The 23,071-nt window shown below is 55.9% G+C and carries 21 protein-coding genes; 17 read left to right on the forward strand and 4 right to left on the reverse strand.

Going from position 1 to position 23,071, the window contains the following annotated elements; translation table 11 throughout:
* The first annotated feature begins 114 nt into the window (after positions 1-114).
* The 15 genes from bchF to AC0L7R_RS01150 all read left to right on the forward strand — a co-directional run bounded on the left by bchF (position 115) and on the right by AC0L7R_RS01150 (position 16,167).
* Positions 115-639: a 2-vinyl bacteriochlorophyllide hydratase gene (gene bchF / locus AC0L7R_RS01080; RefSeq protein ID WP_473658386.1), complete on the forward strand. Its 525-nt coding sequence runs from the start codon at positions 115-117 to the stop codon at positions 637-639.
* Entirely contained in the window at positions 636-1,919 is a 1,284-nt protein-coding gene (locus tag AC0L7R_RS01085; RefSeq protein WP_473658387.1) for a ferredoxin:protochlorophyllide reductase (ATP-dependent) subunit N, read from the forward strand. The genes bchF and AC0L7R_RS01085 overlap by 4 nt, the downstream gene beginning before the upstream one ends.
* Positions 1,916-3,454, forward strand: coding sequence for a ferredoxin:protochlorophyllide reductase (ATP-dependent) subunit B (gene bchB, locus AC0L7R_RS01090; protein WP_473658388.1), 1,539 nt, complete (start codon positions 1,916-1,918; stop codon positions 3,452-3,454). The genes AC0L7R_RS01085 and bchB overlap by 4 nt, the downstream gene beginning before the upstream one ends.
* Positions 3,444-6,977: a magnesium chelatase subunit H gene (locus AC0L7R_RS01095; RefSeq protein WP_473658390.1), complete on the forward strand. Its 3,534-nt coding sequence runs from the start codon at positions 3,444-3,446 to the stop codon at positions 6,975-6,977. The genes bchB and AC0L7R_RS01095 overlap by 11 nt, the downstream gene beginning before the upstream one ends.
* A gap of 91 nt (positions 6,978-7,068) precedes the next feature.
* Complete coding sequence (gene bchL, locus AC0L7R_RS01100) at positions 7,069-7,965, forward strand: ferredoxin:protochlorophyllide reductase (ATP-dependent) iron-sulfur ATP-binding protein (RefSeq protein ID WP_473658391.1); 897 nt, start codon at positions 7,069-7,071, stop codon at positions 7,963-7,965.
* Positions 7,965-8,654 (forward strand): magnesium protoporphyrin IX methyltransferase, encoded by a 690-nt coding sequence (bchM, locus tag AC0L7R_RS01105; RefSeq protein WP_473658392.1) that lies wholly within the window; start codon positions 7,965-7,967, stop codon positions 8,652-8,654. The genes bchL and bchM overlap by 1 nt, the downstream gene beginning before the upstream one ends.
* Positions 8,651-10,081 (forward strand): MFS transporter, encoded by a 1,431-nt coding sequence (locus AC0L7R_RS01110; RefSeq protein WP_473658393.1) that lies wholly within the window; start codon positions 8,651-8,653, stop codon positions 10,079-10,081. Before bchM ends, AC0L7R_RS01110 begins: the two co-directional genes overlap by 4 nt.
* A gap of 19 nt (positions 10,082-10,100) precedes the next feature.
* Positions 10,101-10,859, forward strand: a complete 759-nt coding sequence (gene puhA / locus AC0L7R_RS01115) for a photosynthetic reaction center subunit H (RefSeq protein ID WP_473658394.1) — start codon at positions 10,101-10,103, stop codon at positions 10,857-10,859.
* A 62-nt stretch (positions 10,860-10,921) separates the two neighbouring features.
* Positions 10,922-11,560, forward strand: a complete 639-nt coding sequence (puhB, locus tag AC0L7R_RS01120; RefSeq protein ID WP_348107433.1) for a photosynthetic complex putative assembly protein PuhB — start codon at positions 10,922-10,924, stop codon at positions 11,558-11,560.
* A gap of 4 nt (positions 11,561-11,564) precedes the next feature.
* On the forward strand, positions 11,565-12,023 hold the full coding sequence (gene puhC, locus AC0L7R_RS01125; protein WP_348107434.1) for a photosynthetic complex assembly protein PuhC: 459 nt from the start codon (positions 11,565-11,567) through the stop codon (positions 12,021-12,023).
* Positions 12,024-12,087: 64 nt separating this feature from the next.
* Positions 12,088-12,384: a hypothetical protein gene (locus tag AC0L7R_RS01130; protein WP_247127949.1), complete on the forward strand. Its 297-nt coding sequence runs from the start codon at positions 12,088-12,090 to the stop codon at positions 12,382-12,384.
* Complete coding sequence (gene acsF / locus AC0L7R_RS01135) at positions 12,381-13,499, forward strand: magnesium-protoporphyrin IX monomethyl ester (oxidative) cyclase (protein WP_473658396.1); 1,119 nt, start codon at positions 12,381-12,383, stop codon at positions 13,497-13,499. The genes AC0L7R_RS01130 and acsF overlap by 4 nt, the downstream gene beginning before the upstream one ends.
* 93 nt (positions 13,500-13,592) lie before the next feature.
* Positions 13,593-14,399 carry a putative photosynthetic complex assembly protein PuhE gene (gene puhE / locus AC0L7R_RS01140; protein WP_473658397.1) on the forward strand — a complete coding sequence of 269 codons (807 nt, stop codon included), beginning with the start codon at positions 13,593-13,595 and terminating at the stop codon, positions 14,397-14,399.
* The gene (gene hemA / locus AC0L7R_RS01145) at positions 14,389-15,603 is read left to right on the forward strand and encodes a 5-aminolevulinate synthase (protein WP_348107437.1); all 1,215 of its coding nucleotides are present in this window, start codon (positions 14,389-14,391) and stop codon (positions 15,601-15,603) included. Before puhE ends, hemA begins: the two co-directional genes overlap by 11 nt.
* A gap of 123 nt (positions 15,604-15,726) precedes the next feature.
* On the forward strand, positions 15,727-16,167 hold the full coding sequence (locus AC0L7R_RS01150) for a c-type cytochrome (protein WP_348107438.1): 441 nt from the start codon (positions 15,727-15,729) through the stop codon (positions 16,165-16,167).
* A 59-nt stretch (positions 16,168-16,226) separates the two neighbouring features.
* Here the strand turns inward: AC0L7R_RS01150 and bchO are convergent, their stop codons facing one another.
* From bchO to crtA, 4 genes are read right to left on the reverse strand one after another with little or no spacing between them, the layout of a single operon-like run.
* Positions 16,227-17,081: an alpha/beta fold hydrolase BchO gene (gene bchO, locus AC0L7R_RS01155; protein ID WP_473658398.1), complete on the reverse strand. Its 855-nt coding sequence runs from the start codon at positions 17,079-17,081 to the stop codon at positions 16,227-16,229.
* 1 nt (position 17,082) lies between these two features.
* The gene (locus AC0L7R_RS01160; protein WP_473658400.1) at positions 17,083-18,654 is read right to left on the reverse strand and encodes a magnesium chelatase subunit D; all 1,572 of its coding nucleotides are present in this window, start codon (positions 18,652-18,654) and stop codon (positions 17,083-17,085) included.
* 19 nt (positions 18,655-18,673) lie between these two features.
* Entirely contained in the window at positions 18,674-19,678 is a 1,005-nt protein-coding gene (gene bchI, locus AC0L7R_RS01165; RefSeq protein WP_473658402.1) for a magnesium chelatase ATPase subunit I, read from the reverse strand.
* On the reverse strand, positions 19,675-20,391 hold the full coding sequence (gene crtA / locus AC0L7R_RS01170; RefSeq protein WP_473658403.1) for a spheroidene monooxygenase: 717 nt from the start codon (positions 20,389-20,391) through the stop codon (positions 19,675-19,677). The genes bchI and crtA overlap by 4 nt, the downstream gene beginning before the upstream one ends.
* 110 nt (positions 20,392-20,501) lie before the next feature.
* Between crtA and crtI the strand changes: the two genes are divergently transcribed.
* Positions 20,502-22,040, forward strand: a complete 1,539-nt coding sequence (crtI, locus tag AC0L7R_RS01175; protein ID WP_473658405.1) for a phytoene desaturase family protein — start codon at positions 20,502-20,504, stop codon at positions 22,038-22,040.
* Positions 22,037-23,062: a 15-cis-phytoene synthase gene (crtB, locus tag AC0L7R_RS01180; protein ID WP_473658406.1), complete on the forward strand. Its 1,026-nt coding sequence runs from the start codon at positions 22,037-22,039 to the stop codon at positions 23,060-23,062. The genes crtI and crtB overlap by 4 nt, the downstream gene beginning before the upstream one ends.
* Positions 23,063-23,071: the final 9 nt, after the last annotated feature.

A 23,071-nucleotide genomic window follows, 5' to 3' on the forward strand; every position in this document is an offset into this window, starting at 1 on the left:
ATAGGATGCTCATATTGTAAGCGCTAATATTTCCATCACGATGTGTAACTTAAAGTTGACACTTTGCAGCTTTGGGACCTAGCATGACACATGCAAGCGTCAGGAAAAGTTTACATGAGCGTCCAAAGTATCGGTCAGAATAGCAGACAGTCGGCGGCCTTCCGGGGCGCGAAGAAATCTGTGACGCCCTTGTATACACCGGACCAAAAAGCACGTCGCGACGCGACACGTTGGACGCTCGTGCAGGGCGTTTTAGCGCCGCTTCAGTTTCTGGTCTTTCTCGTCTCGTTTGGCTTGGTGTTGCGCTATCTCGGGACTGGAACGGGGTACGAAGCCGCAACGGCATCGATCATTCTGAAAACCGGCATCCTTCTATTGATCATGGTGACTGGCGCGATTTGGGAAAAAGTCGTGTTCGATCAGTACCTTTTCGCACCTGCATTCTTTTGGGAAGACGTATTTAGCTTTGCCGTTATCGCCCTGCATTTGCTCTACGTCTTTGCGCTGATCTCTGGCGCTTTTGCCCCAATGACCTTGATGTGGATCGCGCTCGCCGCCTACGCCACCTATGTCGTGAACGCCGCCCAATTCGTCTGGAAACTGCGCTTGGCGCGTTTGACCGCAGAGGTGGTCGCATGAACCTGCCGCTAACTCCATCCAACGGTGGATGCCGTACCGCTCCAGTTCTGAAGGAACGCGGGCAACGTGAAGTGTTCTGCGGTCTGACGGGAATCATCTGGCTGCACCGGAAAATGCAGGATGCCTTCTTTTTAGTCGTTGGGTCGCGGACCTGTGCGCATCTTCTGCAATCGGCGGCGGGCGTAATGATCTTTGCGGAACCACGATTCGGAACAGCGATTCTAGAAGAGACCGATTTGGCTGGTATGGCCGACGCGCATACAGAGATTGATCGCGAAGTTGCCCGTCTATTGGCGCGTCGCCCCGATATTCGACAATTGTTCCTTGTCGGCTCCTGCCCATCTGAGGTCATCAAGATTGATCTGGCCCGTGCAGCCGAACGTCTGACCCAAGTTCACGCGCCGCATGTGCGTGTGCTGAATTACTCTGGTTCGGGAATCGAGACCACATTCACGCAGGGCGAAGATGCCTGTCTTGCCGCGATGGTGCCGATTCTAAAAGACACAACCGCGCGTGATCTTCTTGTTGTGGGTGCTTTGCCTGATGTTGTCGAAGATCAAATGATTGATCTGCTCAGCAAACTTGGGATCGACAACGTGCGCCTGCTTCCTGCGCGGCGTATTGATGACACGACAGCAATTGGCGAAAACACTGTGTTTGCCCTGACCCAGCCGTTTCTGGGCGATACTCACGCAGCATTGGAACGGCGCGGCGCACGGCATATCGCGGCACCTTTCCCGTTCGGGGATGAGGGCACAACTGCTTGGCTGCGTGCAATTGCTATTGAATTTGGGGTATCTGAAGACCTGTTTGATCAGGTCACTGCAGCGCCACGTGCGCGGGCGCGCAAGGCAATTAGCCAAGCTGCGGACGTCTTGAACGGCAAATCCTTATTCTTCTTTCCGGATAGCCAATTGGAAATTCCATTGGCGCGGTTTTTGACCCGTGAATGCGGGATGACCGCGATAGAAGTCGGTTCGCCCTATATTCACGACGCCCTGCACGGTCCCGATTTGGACTTGTTACCTGCAGGACCACAAATTTCCGAAGGCCAGGACGTCGACAAACAGCTAGCGCGGGCACGTGCTGCGCGCCCTGATCTGACGGTCTGCGGGCTTGGCCTTGCGAATCCGCTAGAGGCGGAAGGACTGTCCACAAAATGGGCGATCGAATTGGTCTTCACGCCTGTCCATTTCTACGAACAAGCGGGTGATTTGGCGGGCCTGTTTTCGCGCCCGCTGCGTCGCAAATTCGTGCTGAACCTAGAGGCTGCGGAATGAAGTTGACGGTTTGGACATATGAGGGCCCCACGCATGTCGGCGCGATGCGCGTTGCAACCTGTATGAAGGGGCTGCACTACGTTCTGCATGCACCGCAGGGTGATACCTACGCCGACCTGTTGTTCACCATGATCGAGCGGCGCAATCATCGCCCGCCAGTGACCTATACGACGTTCCAAGCGCGTGATTTGGGGTCGGACACAGCGTCGCTTTTCAAAGCGGCGGCCCAAGATGCGGTCGATCGGTTCAAGCCCGAAGCGATCATCGTGGGGGCGTCTTGTACAGCAGAATTGATTCAAGACGATCCTGCGGGATTGGCTGAAACTATGGGTCTTACGATCCCTGTCATCCCTTTGGAATTGCCCAGCTATTCCCGCAAAGAAAACTTCGGTGCGGATGAAACATTCTACCAGATCGTCAAAAACCTGACGCGTCCGGCTGAACGGACAAGGCACGTGACCTGCAATATTCTGGGGCCAACCGCGCTTGGGTTTCGGGCTCGCGATGACATTGAAGAAATCACCGGCCTATTGGAAGACATCGGCATTTCCGTGAATGTCGTAGCTCCATACGGCGCAACGCCCACAGATATAGCTGCTTTGCCTGCCGCCCATTTCAACGTCCTTCTGACACCAGAGACGGGCGAGTCTGCCTGCCGCTGGCTCGAGAAAAATCACGATCAGCCCTACACCAAAACTGTCCCGATTGGCGTCGGAGCCACGCGCGATTTCATCGCAGAGGTCGCCGCAATCACGGGACTGCCGTGCCGCGCCGATGAAAGCCGGTTGCGCATGCCATGGTGGTCTAAATCCGTCGATTCGACATACCTAACCGGCAAACGCGTGTTCATTTTTGGTGATGGCACGCATGTTGCGGCGCATGCACGCATCGTGCAGGATGAAATGGGTTTTGAGGTCGTGGGCATCGGTTGCTACAACCGCGAAATGGCGCGGCCGATCAGAGCATTAGCCCAAGAACATGGTCTGACCGCGTTGATCACAGACGATTATCTCGCGGTTGAGGATGCGATCCAAGATGCGGCCCCCGAAATGATCCTTGGCACGCAAATGGAACGGCATATCGGCAAACGGCTTGGCATTCCTTGCGCCGTTATTTCCGCCCCTGTTCATGTTCAGGATTTCCCTGCGCGATATTCGCCGCAGGTCGGGTTTGAGGGCGCGAATGTTATCTTCGACACACTTATCCATCCGCTTGTGATGGGGCTGGAAGAACATCTGCTGACAATGTTCCGCGATGATTTTGAATTCCACGATGCGGCTGGTCCATCCCACCACGGCGGACATAGCCCGTTGCCCGCGCAAGAAGCCACTGCAGAAATCCAACACCCGGACGTGCAAGCTCCCGGCGCGGATAACGTGATTTGGCTGTCCGACGCTGAACGCGAACTGAAAAAGATCCCGTTTTTTGTGCGCGGTAAAGCGCGGCGCAATACCGAAGCGTTCGCGGCACAACGGGGTTTGGCTGAAATTTCATTGGATACGCTGTACGAAGCGAAGGCTCATTATGCGCGATAGTGGTCCCCCTGATCCGTTCCGTTTTGTGATTGTCACGCTGGATAGTCACACAGCAGGTCCTGCAACGCGGGTTCGCGACCGGCTGGTTGCCGATTTTCCGGGGCTAGAGATTGCAGTGCATGCGGCTGCCGAATGGGGTGAAAACCCCGCCGCTTTGGCTGATGCGAAACAGTCGATTGCACAGGCTAACATTATCGTCGCGAACCTGTTGTTTCTTGAGGATCATACGACGGCCATTTTGCCCGACCTTTTGGCGCGGCGCGATGCGTGTGATGCGATGATCAATGTGATTGCCGACAGTGACATCGTGAAACTGACGAAGATGGGCGATCTGGACATGTCCAAGCCCGCCAGCGGCGCGATGGCATTGCTGAAAAAGCTGCGGCCGTCCCAATCGAAAGAGGCGAAATCTGGTAAGTCGCAGATGAAAACGCTGCGCCGCCTGCCCAAAATTTTGCGGCTGATCCCCGGCAAGAGCCAAGATCTGCGGAACTGGTTCTTGTCGATGCAATACTGGTTGGGCGGATCTGACGCGAATATCGAACAGATGATCCGGATGTTGGTATCGCGCTATGCAGTTGGACAATCTTGGGCACCAGTGAAGGCAAATCCGCCGATCGAATATCCCGAGGTCGGTCTTTATCACCCTGATCTGGCCGAACCGCATATCGTCACTGATTTTGACGAACTTCCACAGATCAACGATCCAATTGCGACAGTCGGGTTGTTGATGCTGCGGTCCTATATTCTGTCGTCGGACAAGGCGCACTATGACGCTGTTATCCGCGGCTTTTCGGCACAAAATATCCAAGTGATCCCTGCTTTTGCTGGCGGATTAGACGGGACGCCCGCGATTGAAGCTTACTTCCAAGGTCGTGTCGATGCGATGGTGTCGCTGACTGGATTTTCGCTGGTCGGTGGGCCTGCATATAACGACAGTGATGCAGCAGTTGCCCTGCTAAAATCGCTGGACGTGCCCTATGTCGCGGCGCAACCACTCGAATTTCAGACACTGGGTCAATGGGCTGATAGTCCGCAGGGGCTTGGTCCGATTGAGACGACCATGTTGGTTGCTTTGCCGGAAATCGATGGCGCGACGAACCCGACCGTCTTTGCAGGGCGGCATGGTAGCGGTGGCTGTCAGGGCTGTGCGCAAATGTGTCAGGCGACTTCTACCCACAAGGCGATGGCGCCGTGTTTTGAACGGATTACAACGCTTGTCGAAAAGACAAAACGGCTGGCATTGTTGCGGCGTAAGGCGAACGCGGACAAGAAAGTTGGCGTTGTTCTGTTCGGCTTCCCGCCAAATGCTGGTGCTGTTGGCACGGCTGCCTACCTCAGTGTTTTCGAGAGCCTTTTCAATACACTGACGCAGATGAAGCGGGAGGGTTATACGCTTGATGTGCCAGGTGATGTGGACGCATTGCGGGCGCTAATCTTGCAGGGCAATGCCGCACAATACGGGCAGGACGCCAATGTCGGGGCCTATGTTGATGCCGATACGATGGTCGCGAACACGACGCATTTGAGCGAAGTCGAAGCGGCTTGGGGTCCTGTCCCCGGAAAACATCAATCCGACGGGCGTGGCGTATTCATACTAGGGGCGCAGCTTGGCAACGTCTTTATCGGCGTGCAGCCCGCATTTGGATACGAAGGCGATCCGATGCGTCTGTTGTTTGAACGCGGATTTGCACCAACACATGCGTTTGTACAATTCTATCAGTGGCTGCGCGATACGTTCGCAGCGGATGCCTTGCTGCATTTCGGTATGCACGGCGCGCTTGAATTTATGCCGGGCAAACAGGCGGGCCTTGGGGCGCAGGATTGGCCGGATCGGTTGATCGGTGAGATGCCCAACATCTACCTTTACGCGGCCAACAATCCGTCTGAAGCATCACTGGCAAAACGGCGTGCGAACGCGATCACGATCAGCCATTTGACGCCACCTTTGGCGCAGGCGGGTCTGTATAAGGGGTTCGTAGATCTGAAAGAGAGCCTGACGCGCTGGCGCGGGATGTCGCCGAACGATGCGGCGAAGGGTGATTTGGAAAAGCTTATTCGGGATCAAGCCAACGCGGTGGACTTGAATGCGCGTGATCTGGATGGGCTTTGGCTGAAAGTTCTGGAAACAGAAGGGTCGCTGATCCCTGACGGGTTACATGTTGTTGGTCAGCCGATGACGGCGGCAGCATTGCACGATATGGCAGCGTTAATGGGGCTGGACGCGCCGGTTGATCTGTTGCGCGAGGATCATGAACTGCCAGCGTTGATGCGGGCCTTGTCCGCACATTTCATACCGCCAGTTGCGGGTGGTGATCTGATCCGGTCGCCCGAGATTGTCCCGACGGGCCGCAACATTCACGCGTTTGATCCGTTCCGCATGCCAACCACCTTTGCGATGACTGACGGCCATAAACAGGCGGATCTATTGCTTGCGACCCCTGACTGCATGCCGCGCACTGTCGCGATGGTGTTGTGGGGGTCGGACAATATCAAATCTGACGGTGTCCCAATCGCGCAAGCCTTAGCGTTGATGGGAGCGATTCCTCGGTTCGACAATTTTGGGCGATTGTCCGGCGCTGATTTGATTCCATTGGCCAAACTTGGGCGGCCACGCATCGACGTTGTGATGACGTTGTCTGGGATTTTCCGTGATCTCCTGCCGCTGCAAACACGGATGCTGGCCGAAGCTGCGTTGAAAGCAGCGCAAGCAGATGAACCGGTTGAGATGAACTTCATCCGCGCCCATGCGCTTGCCTATGCCGAAGAGATGGGTTGCACGTTAGAGGACGCAGCGCTGCGGGTCTTTTCCAACGCAGAAGGCGCATATGGGTCCAATGTGAATCAGTTGATCGATAGTTCTGCCTTTGGTGATGAGGATGAACTGGCAGATGCCTATGAGGCGCGGAAATCATTTGCATACGGTGTTGATGGCAAGGCGTCACAGAACCCAGCATTGTTGCAGAAAGCCCTGAAAGACGTCGATCTCGCCTACCAGAATTTGGAAAGCGTTGAGTTGGGCGTGACGTCGGTTGATCATTACTTCGACACGCTGGGTGGCATTGCCCGCGCTGTGAAGCGCGCCAAAGGTGGCGATGCGCCAGCGGTCTATATCGGGGATCAAACGCGTGGGGCCGCAAAGGTGCGCACCTTGCAAGATCAGGTGTCGCTTGAAACGCGTGCACGTTCGTTGAATCCGAAATTCTACGAAGGTTTGTTGAAGCACGGCCATGAGGGCGTGCGCCAGATCGAGGCGCATATCACGAACACCGTTGGCTGGTCGGCCACAACCGGCGCGGTCGAGCCATGGGTGTATCAACGGTTGTCCGAGACATTTGTGTTGGACGAAGGCATGCGCGCGCGCTTGGCAGAGATGAACCCGCAGGCGTCAATGCGCATGGCGAACCGACTGCTGGAAGCATCGGACCGCGCCTATTGGGCCCCTGACGACGCGACCTTGGCCGCTCTGCAGAATGCGGCGGACGAGATTGAAGATCACATGGAAGGAGTTGCTGCAGAATGATGAGAGACGCTCGCTTTTGCAAAGCATCGCCCCTCCCACCATCCCGGATGGTGCGTTGTTTTGGACAGATGAAAACGGAAGGAGGCTCTGCATGAGCCCACGTGACGAAGTACCCAACATACGCGGATTGGATGGCGAAGGGTCTGTTCAAGTCCATCAAGATGAAAATGCGAAGATCGAGGGCGCGAAGGTGTTTTCGGTTTATGGCAAAGGCGGGATCGGGAAATCGACCACGTCGTCGAACCTGTCAGCGGCCTTTTCGATGCTAGGCAAGCGAGTATTGCAGATTGGGTGTGATCCTAAGCATGACAGTACGTTCACCTTAACCGGCACGCTGGTGCCGACGGTCATTGATATCCTGAAGGACGTTGATTTCCATTCAGAGGAATTGCGCCCCGAGGATTTCGTCTTTGACGGGTTCAATGGTGTGAAATGCGTTGAAGCAGGTGGCCCGCCTGCGGGCACTGGCTGTGGTGGCTATGTCGTTGGCCAGACGGTCAAATTGCTGAAACAGCACCACATGCTCGAAGAGACGGATGTCGTGATTTTCGACGTTTTGGGTGACGTTGTTTGTGGTGGCTTTGCCGCCCCTTTGCAGCATGCTGACCGTGCATTGATCGTTACAGCCAACGACTTTGACAGCATCTACGCCATGAACCGGATTATTGCCGCGGTGCAGGCGAAATCGGCAAATTACAAAGTCCGGTTGGCAGGCTGTGTTGCGAACCGTAGCCGCGAAACGGACGAGGTCGACCGCTACTGCAAAACCGTTGGGTTTAACCGCATTGCCCACATGCCGGACCTTGATGCGATCCGGCGCAGCCGCCTGAAAAAGAAAACGTTGTTCGAAATGCCGGACGACGAGGAAATTGTGTTGGTCCGCAAGGAATACATCCGGCTGGCAGAGACGCTTTGGAATGGCACGGAACCTTTGGCACCGGCTCCATTGCCGGATCGCGAGATTTTTGAACTGTTGGGTTTTGATTGATGGATTACACCGCCACACGTGACCGCGTTGAAGATTACTTCGACCGCTCTGCGACTAAGGTTTGGGAACGGTTGACGTCGGATGCGCCGGTGTCTGGTATTCGTGCGACGGTACGTGCGGGCCGTGACCGTATGCGTCGATTGATGTTGGATCAGTTGCCGCAGGACCTGTCGGAGTGCCGTGTGTTGGACGCCGGATGCGGGACGGGTGCAGCAGCCGTCGAATTGGCGAACCGTGGTGCCGATGTTGTTGCGATTGATATTTCACCCGCGCTTGTGAAAATCGGCCAAGATCGTGCCCCACGCACGTTGAAGGGTACGATTGATTGGCGGTCCGGCGATATGTTTGATGCCGGGTTGGGTCATTTCGATCATGTGATCGCGATGGATTCGATGATCTACTACACCAGTCCAGATGTTGCCCGCCAGCTGGCCGCAATTGGCCCCCGTGTATCGGGTAAATTCGTCTTCACGTTGCCGCCGCGCACCCCGTTGTTGATGGCGATGTTCGGGGCTGGAAAGCTGTTTCCGCGCGCTGATCGGTCCCCACAAATGGTACCGCAAAATGGTCGTGCTGTTGAAAAGGCGCTACGCCAGCAGAACACGCAAGGCCGTGTCACTGAAATCGAACGCATCAAATCAAGCTTCTACATCTCGACCGCATTGGTTTTCGAGGGAGGTGCTGTGTGATCTTCAAGGCCAAATCCCTGCAATCCTTGTCGACCCGCCTTTTGCCGTTTGGCGACGCGGTGTCTGATGATTTGCCGCTTGGCCAGTTGCTACGTCTGTCATTGTTTCAGGTGTCCGTGGGGATGGCCGCTGTGATGCTTTTAGGCACGTTGAATCGTGTCATGATTGTTGAGCTCGGCATCGGCGCGATGCTGGTTGCCGCGATGATTGCTATTCCGGTTTTGGTGGCCCCGTTCCGTGCCTTGGTTGGGTTTAAATCCGATAATTATCGGTCTGCGATTGGTTGGAAACGCATTCCATACCTGTGGTTTGGGACGATGTGGCAGTTCGGTGGTTTGGCGATTATGCCGATGGCTTTGCTGGTTTTGTCAGGTGACCGGGCGATTGATATTTCGTGGGCGGGCTATGTTGGTGCCGCACTTGCATTCCTGCTGACGGGCATCGGGATGCACATGACGCAAACTGCGGGGCTAGCACTTTCCGCGGATCGCGCCACCGAGGACACCCGTCCAAAGGTCGTGGCCCTGTTATACGTGATGCATCTGATCGGGATGGCCTTCGCGGCGATTATTATTGGGGCTTTGTTGCGCGATTATAGTGCTTTACGCCTTGTGCAAGTGGTGCAGGGGACCGCTGTTGTCACCCTGCTGCTGAACCTCATTGCGTTGTGGAAACAGGAAAACGTAGCCCCGATGACGAAGGCTGAACGCGCCGCCGAAGGGCCAACGTTCAAAGCGGCTTGGTCCGACTTCGCAAGCGGTGGTGACGCGGGCCGTCTGTTGGCGGTCGTGTTTATCGGGACAATGGCCTTCAACATGCAGGACGTGCTGCTTGAACCTTATGGCGGCGAAATTCTTGGCCTTTCTGTATCGGCCACGACATTGCTAACGGCCACTTGGGCAGGTGGCGCTTTGTTAGGGTTCGGGACGGCCGCAAAGTGGTTGGCCCGTGCAATGGACCCCTACCGGATGTGTGGGCGCGGCATATTGGTTGGCATTGCCGCCTTTGCTGCCGTGATCTTTGCGGCACCGCTTGGGTCGTCTGTATTGTTCTACGTTGGATCCGCATTGATCGGATTTGGAAGCGGGTTGTTTGGCGTCGCCACGCTGACGGCCGCGATGACTATGAAAACCACTGGAACAGCCGGACGAGGTCTTGCGCTGGGTGCTTGGGGGGCCGCGCAGGCCACGGGCGCCGGGTTGTCGATATTTATCGGGGGCACATTGCGTGACCTCGTGAACCATGCCGCTGGAACCGGCATGTTGTCAGAGGCGCTCGCCACGCCAGCCACCGGCTATTCGGTCGTCTATCACACCGAAATTGGCCTTCTTTTCATCACGTTGATTGTTCTGGGTCCGCTTGTGCGGGTCAAGGCGATTACACATGGGGCTCAGACAAGAACCGGTCTTGCTGAGTTCCCGACCTGACCACCGAAAGGACCACATCATGGTTGGTACAACATTCCTTGGTAATTTCGATCTGGCGAGCCTTGCGATTTGGGGTTTCTGGATCTTCTTTGCGGGCCTCGTTTATTATCTGCAAACCGAGAATATGCGCGAAGGGTATCCGTTGATTGATGATGACGGAACGCTGTCGTCCGGCCCGGGGATTTTTCCAACACCTGCCGATAAGACGTTTGCATTGCGTGATGGTCGCGGTGAATTGACGGTGCCGTCTGGGCAAAACCCAGAGCGTACTGATTTACCATTGGCCCAGTCGTCGGTGTCTGCGGGTTCCCCAATGGTCCCAACAGGTGATCCGATGGTTGACGGTGTTGGTCCAGCAAGCTGGGCTGCCCGCAGTGATCACCCAGAACTGGACGCCCACGGTCACGTCAAGATCAAGCCGATGACGTCATTGGCAGATTTCAAGGTGTCCGCTGGTCGCGATCCGCGGTGTTTGCCTGTGATGGGTGGAGATGGCGAAGTGATTGGCCGCATCGTGGATATGTGGATCGATGTGCCTGAACAGATGGTGCGTTACCTGACTGTTGACTTGAACCCGGAAGGGTCCGGTCAGCACAGGTTGATCCCGATGAACATGGCGCGGATCAAGCCGGATCACGTGATGGTCCAATCACTGCATGCCCACAATTGGACCGGAATTCCGCAAGCGAAATCCACCGAGCAGATCACTTTGCTTGAAGAAGAAAAGGTGATGGCTTGGTTCGGTGGAGGCGCGATGTACGCCAACCCAAAACACTAACGTATTTGGGGTCCGGTTCGCCGCCGGTCCCCCCGTGATCTAATCCACAGAGGGATGCTGTGATGACCCATGACGACTTTCAGTTTGAACCCGTAAGGGGTCTGCCCGAAGAATTGCCCGAAGATGAACATATCTTGTGGCAAGGTGCCCCCAATCCGCGTGCATTGGCCCGCGAAGCATGGGGTATCCGATGGGTCATGGGGTATTTCGTTCTGCTGGCTGTGTGGCGAATCGGGGTGTCATCCACCCAAGTTTCACTGACCCAATCGATGGCACACGGCATCCCCTTTGTGATTATCGGCGGGATTGCCTGCGCGATCATCTACGGCATTGCTTATATGCAGGCGAAATCCACCGTATATACACTCACCAACAAGCGGGTTGGCATGCGGATCGGCGCTGCGCTGACCATGACGTTGAACTTGCCCTATACATGGATCGGGACGGCCAAGCTTGACACAAAACCCGCGGGCACGGGCACGCTTGCCTTTGAACTGATCGGTGAAACACGGCTGTCGTACCTGATGACCTGGCCGCATGTCCGGCCATGGCACATCAACCGCACGCAACCGGCACTACGCTGTATTCCGCATGCCGCCAAAGTGGCCGAGATATTTGCAGAAGCTGCCGAAACACGGATCAGCCAGCCGCAGATCACGCGTGTCGAACCAAACGGCGGCGCAGCCGTTGCAGCGGAGTAAAGTCATGACCAGTCTAGACCACCCCAATCGGCGTCCCGAAAAGGAAATGGTGCCGCGCATTCTTGTTCAAGCGATGTTTGCTCTGATGGTCGGAAGCTGTGCAATGGTCGGTTACGCCCAATGGGCTGACGTGCCGGACACGGGCGTGCTGATTGAAGCGCCTGTTGTGCAGGAACGCACTGTCACCTTGGTCGGCGACCGGACTGGAAAATATACGGTGCGCGACGATACCGGAGCAGTGATTGCAGCGTCATCGGACGACAAGGCCGGGTTCTTGGGCGTGATGGGCCGCGTGATTGAACGCGAACGCGCGCTGCAAGCCGTGGCAATAGATGCGCCGATCCAAGTTGTCCGCCGCACTAACGGGCATGTTGGGATCGTCGATCCGTCCACGGGAATGGTCATCGATCTGATCGGTTACGGCACCGACAATGTCGCGGCATTTGCGAATTTACTGAAGTGAACGAAACCACCACTTGCGACGGATTAGCCATCCTGTCGCAGCATATGTGAAAGGGAACACACAGATGGGACTACTTTTCAGAACACGCGAAACGGCACCTTGCACGGTGACGATCAGCCACCGGTTCGAAGAACTTTCCGCGCACGTCAAATTTAACAACGGCGCTGTCGTTCATCCGGGCGACACGGTGCAGGTTCAGGGGCCTGAAATCATGGCAGCCTTCGGTGAGCTGGTTGAAGAAGACCGTACTGCGGTGATCACGCGGGCGAGCCGTATCGAACAAATTTGGACGCGTGCCACTGGCGATTTCGAATTTATGGAATTGTGCGAATTTTCCTTTAGCGAAGAGGTGATGTCATGAATATTCATTCATCCGAGGCCCTGACCGCCGAAGACGCCATCGCCGCGCAAGAGGCACTTCCGCCACTAACCAACGAAGAAGCGACGCAAGTGGCCATGTCCAATACGCTGCTGACGCCGCGGTTCTACACAACCGATTTTGCGGAAATGGACGCGATTGATGTCACGCCTGTTCGCGCGGATTGGGACACCCTGATCGCCCAGATGAAATCAGATCCGAACCGGGGTCATTTCAAGAAAAACGAAGATTGGGACGCCGTCGACTGGGACGGGATGGAACCAAAGCTGAAGGCCGAATTCATCGACTTCTTGATCTCAAGCTGTACAGCCGAATTTTCGGGCTGCGTGCTGTACAAGGAAATGAAGCGGCGCGGGTCGAATAAAGATATCACAGAACTGTTTCAATTGATGGCCCGTGACGAGGCAAGACATGCAGGTTTCATCAATGATGCGCTGCGCGAGGCCGGCATTGCGGTGAACCTTGGCTTTTTGACGCAAGCGAAGAAGTACACCTACTTCCGGCCAAAGTTCATCTATTACGCGACTTATCTATCTGAAAAGATTGGGTATGCGCGTTACATCACGATCTACCGCCACCTTGAGAAGTATCCGGAAATGCGGTTTCACCCGATTTTCAAATGGTTCCGCGAATGGTGCAACGACGAATTTTCCCACGGGGAAGCGTTTGCCTTGCTGTTGAAAACGGACCCTGCGCTGACTGAAAGCCGCGTCAATAAACTGTGGATCAAGTTCTTCCTGACAGCCGTGTTTTCGACGATGTGGGTGCGTGACCACCAGCGGCCAGAATTCCATAAGGCGCTGGGCGTTGATCCCAAATGGTATGGCCAAGAAGTGTTCCGCAAAACATCGGACATTTCGCGTCAGGTGTTCCCGATGGTGCTCGATATCGAGCACCCGCGTTGGGAAAAGCAGCTGAACAAGATGCAGGATGCAAATGTGCAAATCGCAGCAGGCAAACGTGCGGGCGGCGTTGGCGGGTTTGTGACGCGGATGATCGGTTCTGCAAGAGCAGGGGCCGCATTCCTGTCGCTGCTGACGATCCCTGCGATTGCGAGTGATGTGCCTGAAAGCCCTGTGATGGCACCTGCCTATTGATGGGCTGGAGGGCCCCGCCCTCCCACCCCTTTTCGGGGCATTGCCCCGGACCCCAAGATATTTGAAACCAAAAGAAGATGATGACGCCCTGACATGACACAGCCTTGGATCGCAGCATTATTTGCCTTGTTCATCTGGTGGTTTTCCACTGGCGTGATCATGATGGCTGTGCGCCGCGCGGACCGTGTTGATGGCCATGTCGCCTTGGTCATAGCAGGCGTGCCGGTGTTGGTGATCGGCGTTGCGTTGGTGAGTGCATCTTTGCAGGCCCAAACCGTTGTTGGCGTCTACCAAGGGTTCCTCGGCGCCCTTGCAATTTGGGGCTGGATCGAGCTGACGTTTTTGGCGGGCGTTCTGACCGGTCCACGCCGCGTTGGTGCGATGTCCGGTGAACTGGGGTGGCCGCGCTTTGTGAATGCTGTGTCGGCACTGGCCTATCATGAGGTGTTATTGCTGGTCGCGGCAATTGGGCTGAGCGTTGTATCTGATGGCGCATTGAACCAGATCGCGATTGCGACGTTTCTGATCCTGTTTCTGGCCCGTGTTTGCGCCAAGCTGAATTTGTTTTTCGGGGTTCCCCGCATCAATTTGGAATTCATCCCAGCGCGCCTGACCCACCTGAAAACCTTTTTCAAACAGGGACATGTGACGTTGGCCTTTCCGATTGCAATCACCGTGCTGACTGCCGTTTTAGCAGTTTGTGCTGAACGGCTTTGGACCGCCCAAACTGATGTGACCCAGATTGGTTTTGCTTTGCTGACCGCTTTAGCGGCGCTTGCCTTGCTTGAGCATTGGCTGATGGTGATCCCGCTGCCGGATGCAAAACTATGGCGCTGGATGCTGCCGGCCCCACGACAAGATGACTTTGGAAGAAAGACGGATAGACACCATGGACTTTGATACGCTTTTCAATGCCCAGCTGGACCAGCTGAAAGCCGACGGCAATTACCGCTATTTCGCGGAGCTGGAACGCCAATGTGGGAAGTTCCCTAAGGCTGCCAATCATGCCGAGGATGGCGTGCGTGATGTAACGGTTTGGTGTTCCAATGACTATCTTGGCATGGGCCAACATCCTAAGGTGATTGCTGCAATGTGCGAGGCCGTTGAACGTACAGGTACGGGCGCAGGCGGCACCCGCAATATCAGTGGTACCAACCATGATCACCTGTTGTTGGAACATGAATTGGCTGACCTACATGGCAAGGAAAGCGCGTTGCTGTTCACGTCCGGTTACGTGTCGAATTGGGCCGCGTTGTCGACGCTTGGGTCGCGTTTAGACGGATGTGTGATCCTGTCTGATGCTGGCAACCACGCGTCGATGATTGAAGGTATTCGCCATTCCCGCGCCCAGAAAGTCATCTGGAAACATAACGACGTGGCTGATCTGGAAGAAAATCTTGCCGCATTGCCTGCGAATTGCCCAAAGATTGTAGCGTTCGAAAGCGTCTACTCCATGGATGGCGATGTCGCACCCATCCGAGAGATTGTCGACGTTGCAGAAAAATATGGTGCGATGACCTATCTGGACGAGGTTCACGCTGTTGGTATGTACGGTCCGCGCGGCGGCGGTGTGTCTGAACGCGACAAGGTTGCAGATCGGATCACCCTGATCGAGGGCACGTTAGGCAAGGCGTTTGGTGTTGTTGGCGGCTACATCACGGGGTCGTCAGCCTTGTGTGATTTCATTCGCAGTTTCGCCAGTGGTTTTATTTTCACGACTGCTTTACCGCCTGCAGTTGCGGCTGCTGCGCGCACGTCCATCGCACACTTAAAGGCGTCAAACGCTGAACGGGAAGGCCAGCGCCGCCAAGTCGCCAGATTGCGTCAGGCGCTGGACCGCGAAGGTATTCCGCATATGCAGAACGAAAGCCACATCGTGCCTGTGATGATCGGTGATCCTGTGAAAACCCGTATGCTGTCGGACTATCTGATGCGTGAATGGGATATATACGTGCAGCCGATCAACTACCCGACTGTCCCTAAAGGAACGGAACGTCTGCGCTTTACGCCATCGCCATTGCATACAGATGATGACATTGATCATTTGGTAAAGGCGCTGCGTGTATTGTGGAAACAATGTGCCCTCGCGCATGCGGTGGCTTAACGCCGATCACGGAGAATTTTACGACTAGGGACTGGACGCCTCAAGCGCAGGCGCTAACGTATAGAGTGACGCTGATGTATCAGATACATGTGGCGACAGAATTAGATCGAGAGGAAGACGATCATGAAGACATTTAACATCGCAGCGGCGATCACGATGCTTGCCGCACCTGCATTTGCCGACGGTCACGCTGCATCCGGTGATGCGGCCGCGGGCGAAGAACAGTTCAACCGTCAGTGCGTATCCTGCCACGTGGTTGCAGATGCCGACGGCAACGTTTTGGCCGGTCGTGCCGCCAAGACTGGCCCTAACCTGTACGGTGTTGCGGGTCGCGTCCCTGGCACAGTTGACGGGTTCCGGTATGGCAACTCTATCGTTGAGCTTGGCGAAACGACTGGTCTTGGTTGGACTGAAGAAAGCTTCGTCGCATACGTCATGGACCCAACGGGTTACTTGCGTGAAGCGCTCGACAACAACCGTGCGCGTGGGAAAATGTCCTACAAAGTACGTGACGAAACGCAGGCTGTTGATATGTACGCATATCTCGCGACATTCGCCGAATAGGCCACTTTCGAATGATTTTTGCAAAGGCCGTCAGGGGAAGCCTTGGCGGCCTTTTACATTTATGACTGAAGCGCGGACAGAATGATGTCGGTGATTTGATCCGCGTCTTCTTCGTGGGCAAGATGGCCAAGATTTGTCAATTCCAAAACACGCGCGTTTGGCATATGCGCGGCTGCTTCCGCGCTAGTTTGGGGGGGGACCGCTTTGTCATTTGTGCAAGCGATAAGAGTTGTTTTCACATCAATTTGCGGGAGGCGAGCAAGCAGCGGATCAAGCGACCACTGCGCCATCATCGACAAAGTTGCGCCCACATGACCCGTGTCTTGGGCTAGCCGCAGATAAAACGCCTCTCCCTCGGGGCCGATGTTTGATCCGGTTCCTTTGATTAATTTGTGTAAGGATGCGGCCGTCGTGGTCGCGCAGAAAACGCTTGCCGTAAATGGCGTCGCGGCTAGAAACTTGGCCATCGCCGGAAAAAGCCATCCGGCCACGCCTTTAAAATTTCCAAGTGCTGCGTTGATGCCGACAACGCCATGCGGTGGTCTGACCCCAAGATCACAAACCCGTAACGCAATCGCAGCACCTGCTGAATGACCAACTATAAGGTCAGGTTTCGCGTCGATCTGATGCATTAGCCGCAATAGGTCATCGGCCATCGCGTCCAGTCCGCACCGTCCCTGTCCACCCAGTTGCGTGAAACCCTGACCGGGCAGATCAATCGCCATCACTGTGTTTGTGGTCGCAAGAATAGGAAACAAGTGCCGGAAACTTTGCGTGGCTCCACCAGCGCCGTGGATCAAAAGAATAAGTGGCCCGCTTCCCGCTGTTTGCACATGCCAGCGATGGGGTTTGCACAGAATATGCTGGGAAAATTCGCGCATGGGCCAGTTGGACGCATCGCGTGGCCAGCGCATGTCAGGCGTCCAGCGCGGCGCTAACGGCACCGGACAGGCGGTGTGCATCGGCGCGCGGGAGCGGCAAGTACGCCGCACCAAGTGTTGAAGCGAGGTGTTTCAGCACGGCTTCGGGCCGGTTGCCTGTATCAATGACCAGACTTTCGACACCGTGAGACCGCACAGCAATTGCCATGTCTTGTGAATCTTGGGCCGCTTGTTGTCTGTTTGCTGTACCATCAAGAGCGATGTTCGCGCGGCCATCCGTCAACATAACCACGGTGGGGGTTAACCCTTTCTGCTTGGCATGCAGCGCTTGCATCAAGCTTTCCTGCAAACCGGCCGCAAGCGGTGTGCCGCCTCCGCCGGGCAAGGCCGCCAACCTGCGCTTTGTTTGCACAAGCGATCGTGTTGGCGGCAATAATAATTCTGCGGTCGTTCCGCGAAACGCGATCAAACTGACGTGGTCGCGGCGGGCGTAGGCCTGCGACAGCAGCAATTCGATTGCGCCTTTTGCTTCTGCCAGCCGTGCGATAGCCGCAGATCCGGATGCATCGACGGCAAAGATCAACAAGCGATCACTGCGGTTTTCATAGCGTTTGACGTGAATGTCTGACTGACGAATGTGCAGACGGTCACGCCCTGTCATTTGCTGCCTGATCGTCTGCCAAGGTGCCGCGCTGCGCAATGTGCCGATGAGGTCGATTCGTGCGCCGTCCGACAACCGCCCCTGACGTGCAGGTAACGGTCTACCGCGGCGGTTACTTTTTCGTGCGGCGCCACTCCCGTTGCCTTGTCCGGCTCGCGCTTTTTGTGCGGCGATCCTGTCCAGTAAATCGTCGGGCAACATGGTCCGAATTGCGTCCAGCACCAGATCGTCGGGAATTTCCGTTGGCGTTTGCTGGGTCTCGGCCGATTGTTCTGGCGCGGGGGGATCGTCCGGTTGTTGCGGGAACTGTGTCGCGCGGTGGACGAGCGTCAACTGGGCGGCGGTTTCCAAGTCACCGGTCGCACGTAGCGCTTTTAGCGCAAATGCAGGCGCACGCAGCGACGCGACCCCCAATTGATTTGCAATCGCGATGATCTGGTGCAGGTCATCGTCGGACGTCTTTGTCCGGTTCAACGTAGACGTCTTTGTCCGGTTCAACGTATAAGAAACGCTAGAAACATCACCGATGCCCACCTCTGTGAGATCAATATTGAACGCGAGCCTCTCTCGCAGGTTCGCAGGGGCTGTTTCGTCGGGTGTCGCGCCTTCGTCCAATACAATCAGCCGTTTGGTTGGATCTTGATCCAATACGCATCCAAGACGAGCCGCAAGTCCGACGGTACACCGTTCCCCCATCGCAAGAACGAAGGTATTGCCCGCCATCAACAGGCCCGATTTTTCGACCAATGATCCCGAAGCCAGCGTCGTGGTCAGATCAATCCCGCCAAGCAAAACATCATCCGACATCAGCGGGTGTAAACGGGTCACGCTGCCAAAATGGTCATTCACTGCGGTCATGAAAGCATCACGGACAGGACCGGACCGCGCGCGCACAACCATGCCGCCAAGTCCCGAATTTTGCGCCAACACATGCAGCGCAAGCATCGCATTTTGCCATATTTCGCTACCCAAGGACATCGGCCACAACACGACCAACACGGGCACTTGACCCTGCTTCGTCTAGCGGATCGCGGCGCAGGCGGTGGCGCAACGCCATGCCTGCCACATCGCGCACATGCGCACGCGTCAGCGCGGTATCATCACGCCACGCCGCATAAGCACGCGCCGCTTTCAGTAAGGTTAATTCGCCGCGCAAACCGTCTGATCCCATCTTGAGGCAGAGTTCCGCGACATCGCGCAGCGTCGCATCGGGTGTTTTGAGGTCTTTCAATGCTTTGCGCGCAGTCAGAATGCGGTCGCGAATGGCGGCATCTTCGGCCTGCCACCGGATCATAAAGGCTGCGTTGTCATTTTCATAAGCGTCACGTCGTTTGATCACGTCGACCCGCGTGTCGATGTCTTTTGGGCTGGCGACTTCGACAGATAACCCAAATCGGTCAAGCAGTTGAGGTCGCAGTTCGCCCTCTTCAGGGTTGCCAGACCCCACGAGCACAAAACGGGCAGGGTGCCGGATCGAAAGCCCTTCGCGTTCCACTACGTTTTCGCCGGATTGCGCGACATCAAGCAGTAGATCAACAATGTGATCTTCGAGCAGGTTCACCTCGTCGATATAAAGATATCCCCGATTTGCCCGCGCCAGCAGGCCGGGTTGGAACGCTTTCTCGCCTTGTGACAGAGCCTTTTCAATATCTAGCGCGCCCGTCACGCGATCCTCTGTCGCGCCAAGCGGTAGGTCTACGACGGGGGTTGGAACTTCGTGTGTGGCTTTGGTTTTGAGGTTGGCCCAATCCGGAACCTCGCCCGCCTTTGCGCTGTTCACAGGGCATCCTTCGATAGCCGCAATGGGCGGCAAAAGGGCGGCCAATGCGCGCACAGCGGTGGATTTGCCAGTACCACGATCACCAAACACCAGAACACCACCAATTGACGGATCAATCGCTGTGAGGATCATCGCGCGTTTCATTTCTTCTTGGCCAACGATAGCAGAAAATGGAAAAGGCTGTGTCATGCGGGGTCCAGTTCTGATCTGGAGAGGTTTGCAAGCGGCGACGTGCCGCCCCACGTGCCGATGTCGGATTGAACGACGAAACGGGCGTAAAGTTCTTCTTTGAACCAGCCTTCTTGGCGTACTGCCTTGATCGCTTGGGCGTGGGGTCCGGTGCGGGCGAATGCGTCCATCGCGGCCTGCGATGGCCAAATGGAAAAAGTGACTTGATGCAGCATTGGGACCTCGCCAATCCCAATTTTGAACGCAACGTTGCGGTCGGTCCCGATCATCGCCGAAATATCCGGTACGCGCGCCCAAAAGCGTGACAAAATGCCGGGCTTTATCGTGGCTCGGGTCAGCGCCGCGAGAGGTCCGCTGCTGCTTTGCTGCGGCAAAAACGGCTTTTCACCTGACCAATCCCCACGTGCTGACGTGGGGGTCAAAAATACGGTCCAGTTCTCGACGGATTCGGCGCGGTAGCGTTGATAGATGGGGGTCGCGGCTACCCTGTCATGTGCAGTTTGCGCGTCCGGCCACGTGGCGAGGATTGCGAAGACATCAGGGGCGATGCGCGGCGTGAACCCTTCGCCCTTGCCGGACCCGCATAGTTTCCAAAATCCGATATCGGGAATGCGGGCCATAGGTCTGCGCGCAAAGCCCATCATAGCAAATGCCCACATCCGTGCGATGGGGCCTGCGAACCTGAAGAAAGAAAGAGTGACCGTTTGCGGCATGAAGATTCCTGTTGTGTAAACTTACACTGACATATGAATCTGCTTTTGCAAAGGTTACATGCACATAGCTTGTACTTGCCAGTCTGAATTTCCCAACTTAGTGTAAGTTTATGTTGACACATTTCGCTTCCTCCCCTGATTCCAATGCGGCGCTTGTTGTGGGCGCAGGCTTGGGCGGTTTGGCGGCGGCCATGCGTCTTGGTGCGAAAGGTTATGCCGTTACAGTGTTGGATAAGCTTGATCGCGTGGGTGGCCGCGGATCATCCGTGATGCAAAGCGGACATCGTTTTGATCTTGGCCCGACGATTGTCACCGTCCCGCAGGTGTTCGAGACATTATGGGCAGATTGCGGTCGTGATTTTCGCGAGGACGTTGATTTGAAACCGCTTGATCCGTTCTACGAGATACGCTGGCTGGACGGATCGAAATTTACCGCATGCGGAGACACCGATCGTATGGTCGCTGAGGTGGGTCGTTTGTCGCCGCGCGATGTGAAAGGTTACAAGCGTTTTCTCAAGGACAGCGAGCGCCGATATGTTGTGGGCTTCGAAGGAATGGTCGCAGAGCCGATGCACAAGGCATGGTCCACTATTAAAGTGCTGCCAGAGTTTGCGAAACTGCGCGCGGATCGCTCTATCCTCGGTCTTGCAAAGGCCCGTGTGAAAGACCCGCGTTTACAAATGGCGTTGTCGTTTCATCCGCTGTTTATTGGCGGCGATCCGATGAATGTGACGTCGATGTACGCTTTGGTCAGCCATCTCGAGAAGGAATATGGCGTCCATTACGCTGTCGGCGGCGTGCAGGCGATTGCCGACGCCATGGCGTCCGTGATCCGATCGCAAGGCGGCGTCATTCGGCTGGGCGAACAGATCGATGAAATCGTCGTCGAAGATGGTGCCGCTAAAGGCGTGCGCACGACAAATGGCGAAGCACTGGCAGCGCCTTTGGTCGTCAGTAACGCTGACGCGGGCCATACTTACAAAGAGATGTTGAAGAAGCCAAAGAGGTGGACAGGTGCAAAGCTGGACCGCAAACGGTGGTCCATGGGATTGTTCGTCTGGTATTTCGGCACAAAAGGTACCGCTGATAAATGGGCCGACGTAGGTCATCACACGATCATGTCCGGTCCGCGTTACGAAGGGCTTTTGCAGGACGTTTTTATCAAAGGCAAACTTGCAGACGACATGTCGCTTTATGTGCATCGTCCTGCGGTGACTGATCCTACGGTCGCCCCGAAGGGTGATGACACCTTTTACGCGCTATCGCCGGTGCCGCATCTGGGCCATGCAAACCCCGTTGATTGGGGTAAGGAGCGCGATCTTTATAAGGCTAAGGTCGCTGATGTTCTGGATGGTTTAATCCCCGGTTTCAGGGACCATCTGACGACCGAATTGATTTACACACCCGAAGATTTTCGTGACCGGTATCTGTCGCCGCATGGCGCGGGTTTCTCGCTTGAACCTCGTATTTTGCAATCCGCCTATTTCCGTCCGCACAATGTGAGCGAAGAAGCGAAAGGTCTGTATTTGGTCGGCGCGGGGACCCATCCGGGTGCCGGCCTGCCCGGTGTGGTATCAAGCGCAGAAGTGCTAGGCAAATTAGTGCCAGATGCGCCCGTACAGCGTGACATAAGGATGGCTGCGGAATGATTGATCCGGCTGATCTAGACCATTGTCGCGAGACGATCCGCACGGGATCGCTAAGCTTTCACGCGGCGTCCAAAATATTGCCGGAGTCAGTGCGTGATCCGGCTTTGGCGCTGTATGCGTTTTGCCGCTTGGCAGATGACGAAGTAGACGAAGGCACGTGTAAAACATCCGCCGTTTTACGCCTGCAGGATCGGCTTGATCTGGCCTATGCTGGTCGACCACGCAATGCACCCGAAGACCGCGCATTCGCTGCGATTGTTGCGGAATTTGAAATGCCGCGCGCGCTGCCTGAAGCTTTGCTTGAAGGGCTTGCTTGGGACGCGGATGAACGACGCTACAAGGACCTGTCAGGCGTGCGTGATTATTCGGCCCGCGTGGCAAGTGCTGTCGGTGCCATGATGTGCGTCTTGATGCGGGTGCGCGACCCTGATGCACTTGCGCGAGCTTGTGATCTGGGTGTTGCGATGCAGCTGACCAATATTGCTCGCGATGTCGGCGAAGACGCCCGCATGGGACGGATATACCTGCCGATGGATTGGCTGGCAGAGGAAGGGATTGATCCGTTCAATTTCACCCGCGACCCACTGCCGACCGATGCCGTGCGGATGATGGTGAAACGCCTATTGGCCGAGGCGCAGCGGCTCTATCTGCGATCTGAAGCAGGGATCAACGCGCTACCTTTCAAAGCGCGTACCGGAATTTGGGCTGCGCGTTTGATCTATGCGGGCATCGGTACACAAATTCGCCACCAAGGGTACGATACGATTTCGATGCGGGCGCACACGAGCAAGGTGCAAAAACTAGGGTGGTTGCTGCAAGCTGGCACGCAAACGGCGGTGTCGACGTTTATGCCCAAATCAGCGGTGATCTATGCACAGCCGCTCAAAGAAGTCCGGTTCTTGGTCGATGCGGCGTCGCATCGCGTGCCTGATCAGCGCAGATCATTGGCCGTGCTGGATATTCTTGCGGACCTGAAAGCGCGTGAACAAGAAGCAATTGGAACCAATCGCCAAAAAGCATAGTTATGCAGA

Source organism: Yoonia sp. D2-7 (assembly GCF_055809435.1).

Excerpts from the sequence above, each read along its gene's own strand:
- bchB (WP_473658388.1), top strand. The coding sequence starts at position 1,916 with ATGAAGTTGACGGTTTGGACATATGAGGGCCCCACGCATGTCGGCGCG.
- AC0L7R_RS01150 (WP_348107438.1), top strand. The coding sequence starts at position 15,727 with ATGAAGACATTTAACATCGCAGCGGCGATCACGATGCTTGCCGCACCT.
- puhA (WP_473658394.1), top strand. The coding sequence starts at position 10,101 with ATGGTTGGTACAACATTCCTTGGTAATTTCGATCTGGCGAGCCTTGCG.
- hemA (WP_348107437.1), top strand. The coding sequence starts at position 14,389 with ATGGACTTTGATACGCTTTTCAATGCCCAGCTGGACCAGCTGAAAGCC.
- crtI (WP_473658405.1), top strand. The coding sequence starts at position 20,502 with ATGTTGACACATTTCGCTTCCTCCCCTGATTCCAATGCGGCGCTTGTT.
- puhC (WP_348107434.1), top strand. The coding sequence starts at position 11,565 with ATGACCAGTCTAGACCACCCCAATCGGCGTCCCGAAAAGGAAATGGTG.
- bchL (WP_473658391.1), top strand. The coding sequence starts at position 7,069 with ATGAGCCCACGTGACGAAGTACCCAACATACGCGGATTGGATGGCGAA.
- crtA (WP_473658403.1), bottom strand. The coding sequence starts at position 20,391 with ATGCCGCAAACGGTCACTCTTTCTTTCTTCAGGTTCGCAGGCCCCATC.
- puhB (WP_348107433.1), top strand. The coding sequence starts at position 10,922 with ATGACCCATGACGACTTTCAGTTTGAACCCGTAAGGGGTCTGCCCGAA.
- AC0L7R_RS01130 (WP_247127949.1), top strand. The coding sequence starts at position 12,088 with ATGGGACTACTTTTCAGAACACGCGAAACGGCACCTTGCACGGTGACG.
- bchM (WP_473658392.1), top strand. The coding sequence starts at position 7,965 with ATGGATTACACCGCCACACGTGACCGCGTTGAAGATTACTTCGACCGC.
- bchI (WP_473658402.1), bottom strand. The coding sequence starts at position 19,678 with ATGACACAGCCTTTTCCATTTTCTGCTATCGTTGGCCAAGAAGAAATG.
- AC0L7R_RS01085 (WP_473658387.1), top strand. The coding sequence starts at position 636 with ATGAACCTGCCGCTAACTCCATCCAACGGTGGATGCCGTACCGCTCCA.
- puhE (WP_473658397.1), top strand. The coding sequence starts at position 13,593 with ATGACACAGCCTTGGATCGCAGCATTATTTGCCTTGTTCATCTGGTGG.
- bchO (WP_473658398.1), bottom strand. The coding sequence starts at position 17,081 with ATGCGCTGGCCACGCGATGCGTCCAACTGGCCCATGCGCGAATTTTCC.
- crtB (WP_473658406.1), top strand. The coding sequence starts at position 22,037 with ATGATTGATCCGGCTGATCTAGACCATTGTCGCGAGACGATCCGCACG.
- bchF (WP_473658386.1), top strand. The coding sequence starts at position 115 with ATGAGCGTCCAAAGTATCGGTCAGAATAGCAGACAGTCGGCGGCCTTC.
- AC0L7R_RS01160 (WP_473658400.1), bottom strand. The coding sequence starts at position 18,654 with ATGCTTGCGCTGCATGTGTTGGCGCAAAATTCGGGACTTGGCGGCATG.
- acsF (WP_473658396.1), top strand. The coding sequence starts at position 12,381 with ATGAATATTCATTCATCCGAGGCCCTGACCGCCGAAGACGCCATCGCC.
- AC0L7R_RS01095 (WP_473658390.1), top strand. The coding sequence starts at position 3,444 with ATGCGCGATAGTGGTCCCCCTGATCCGTTCCGTTTTGTGATTGTCACG.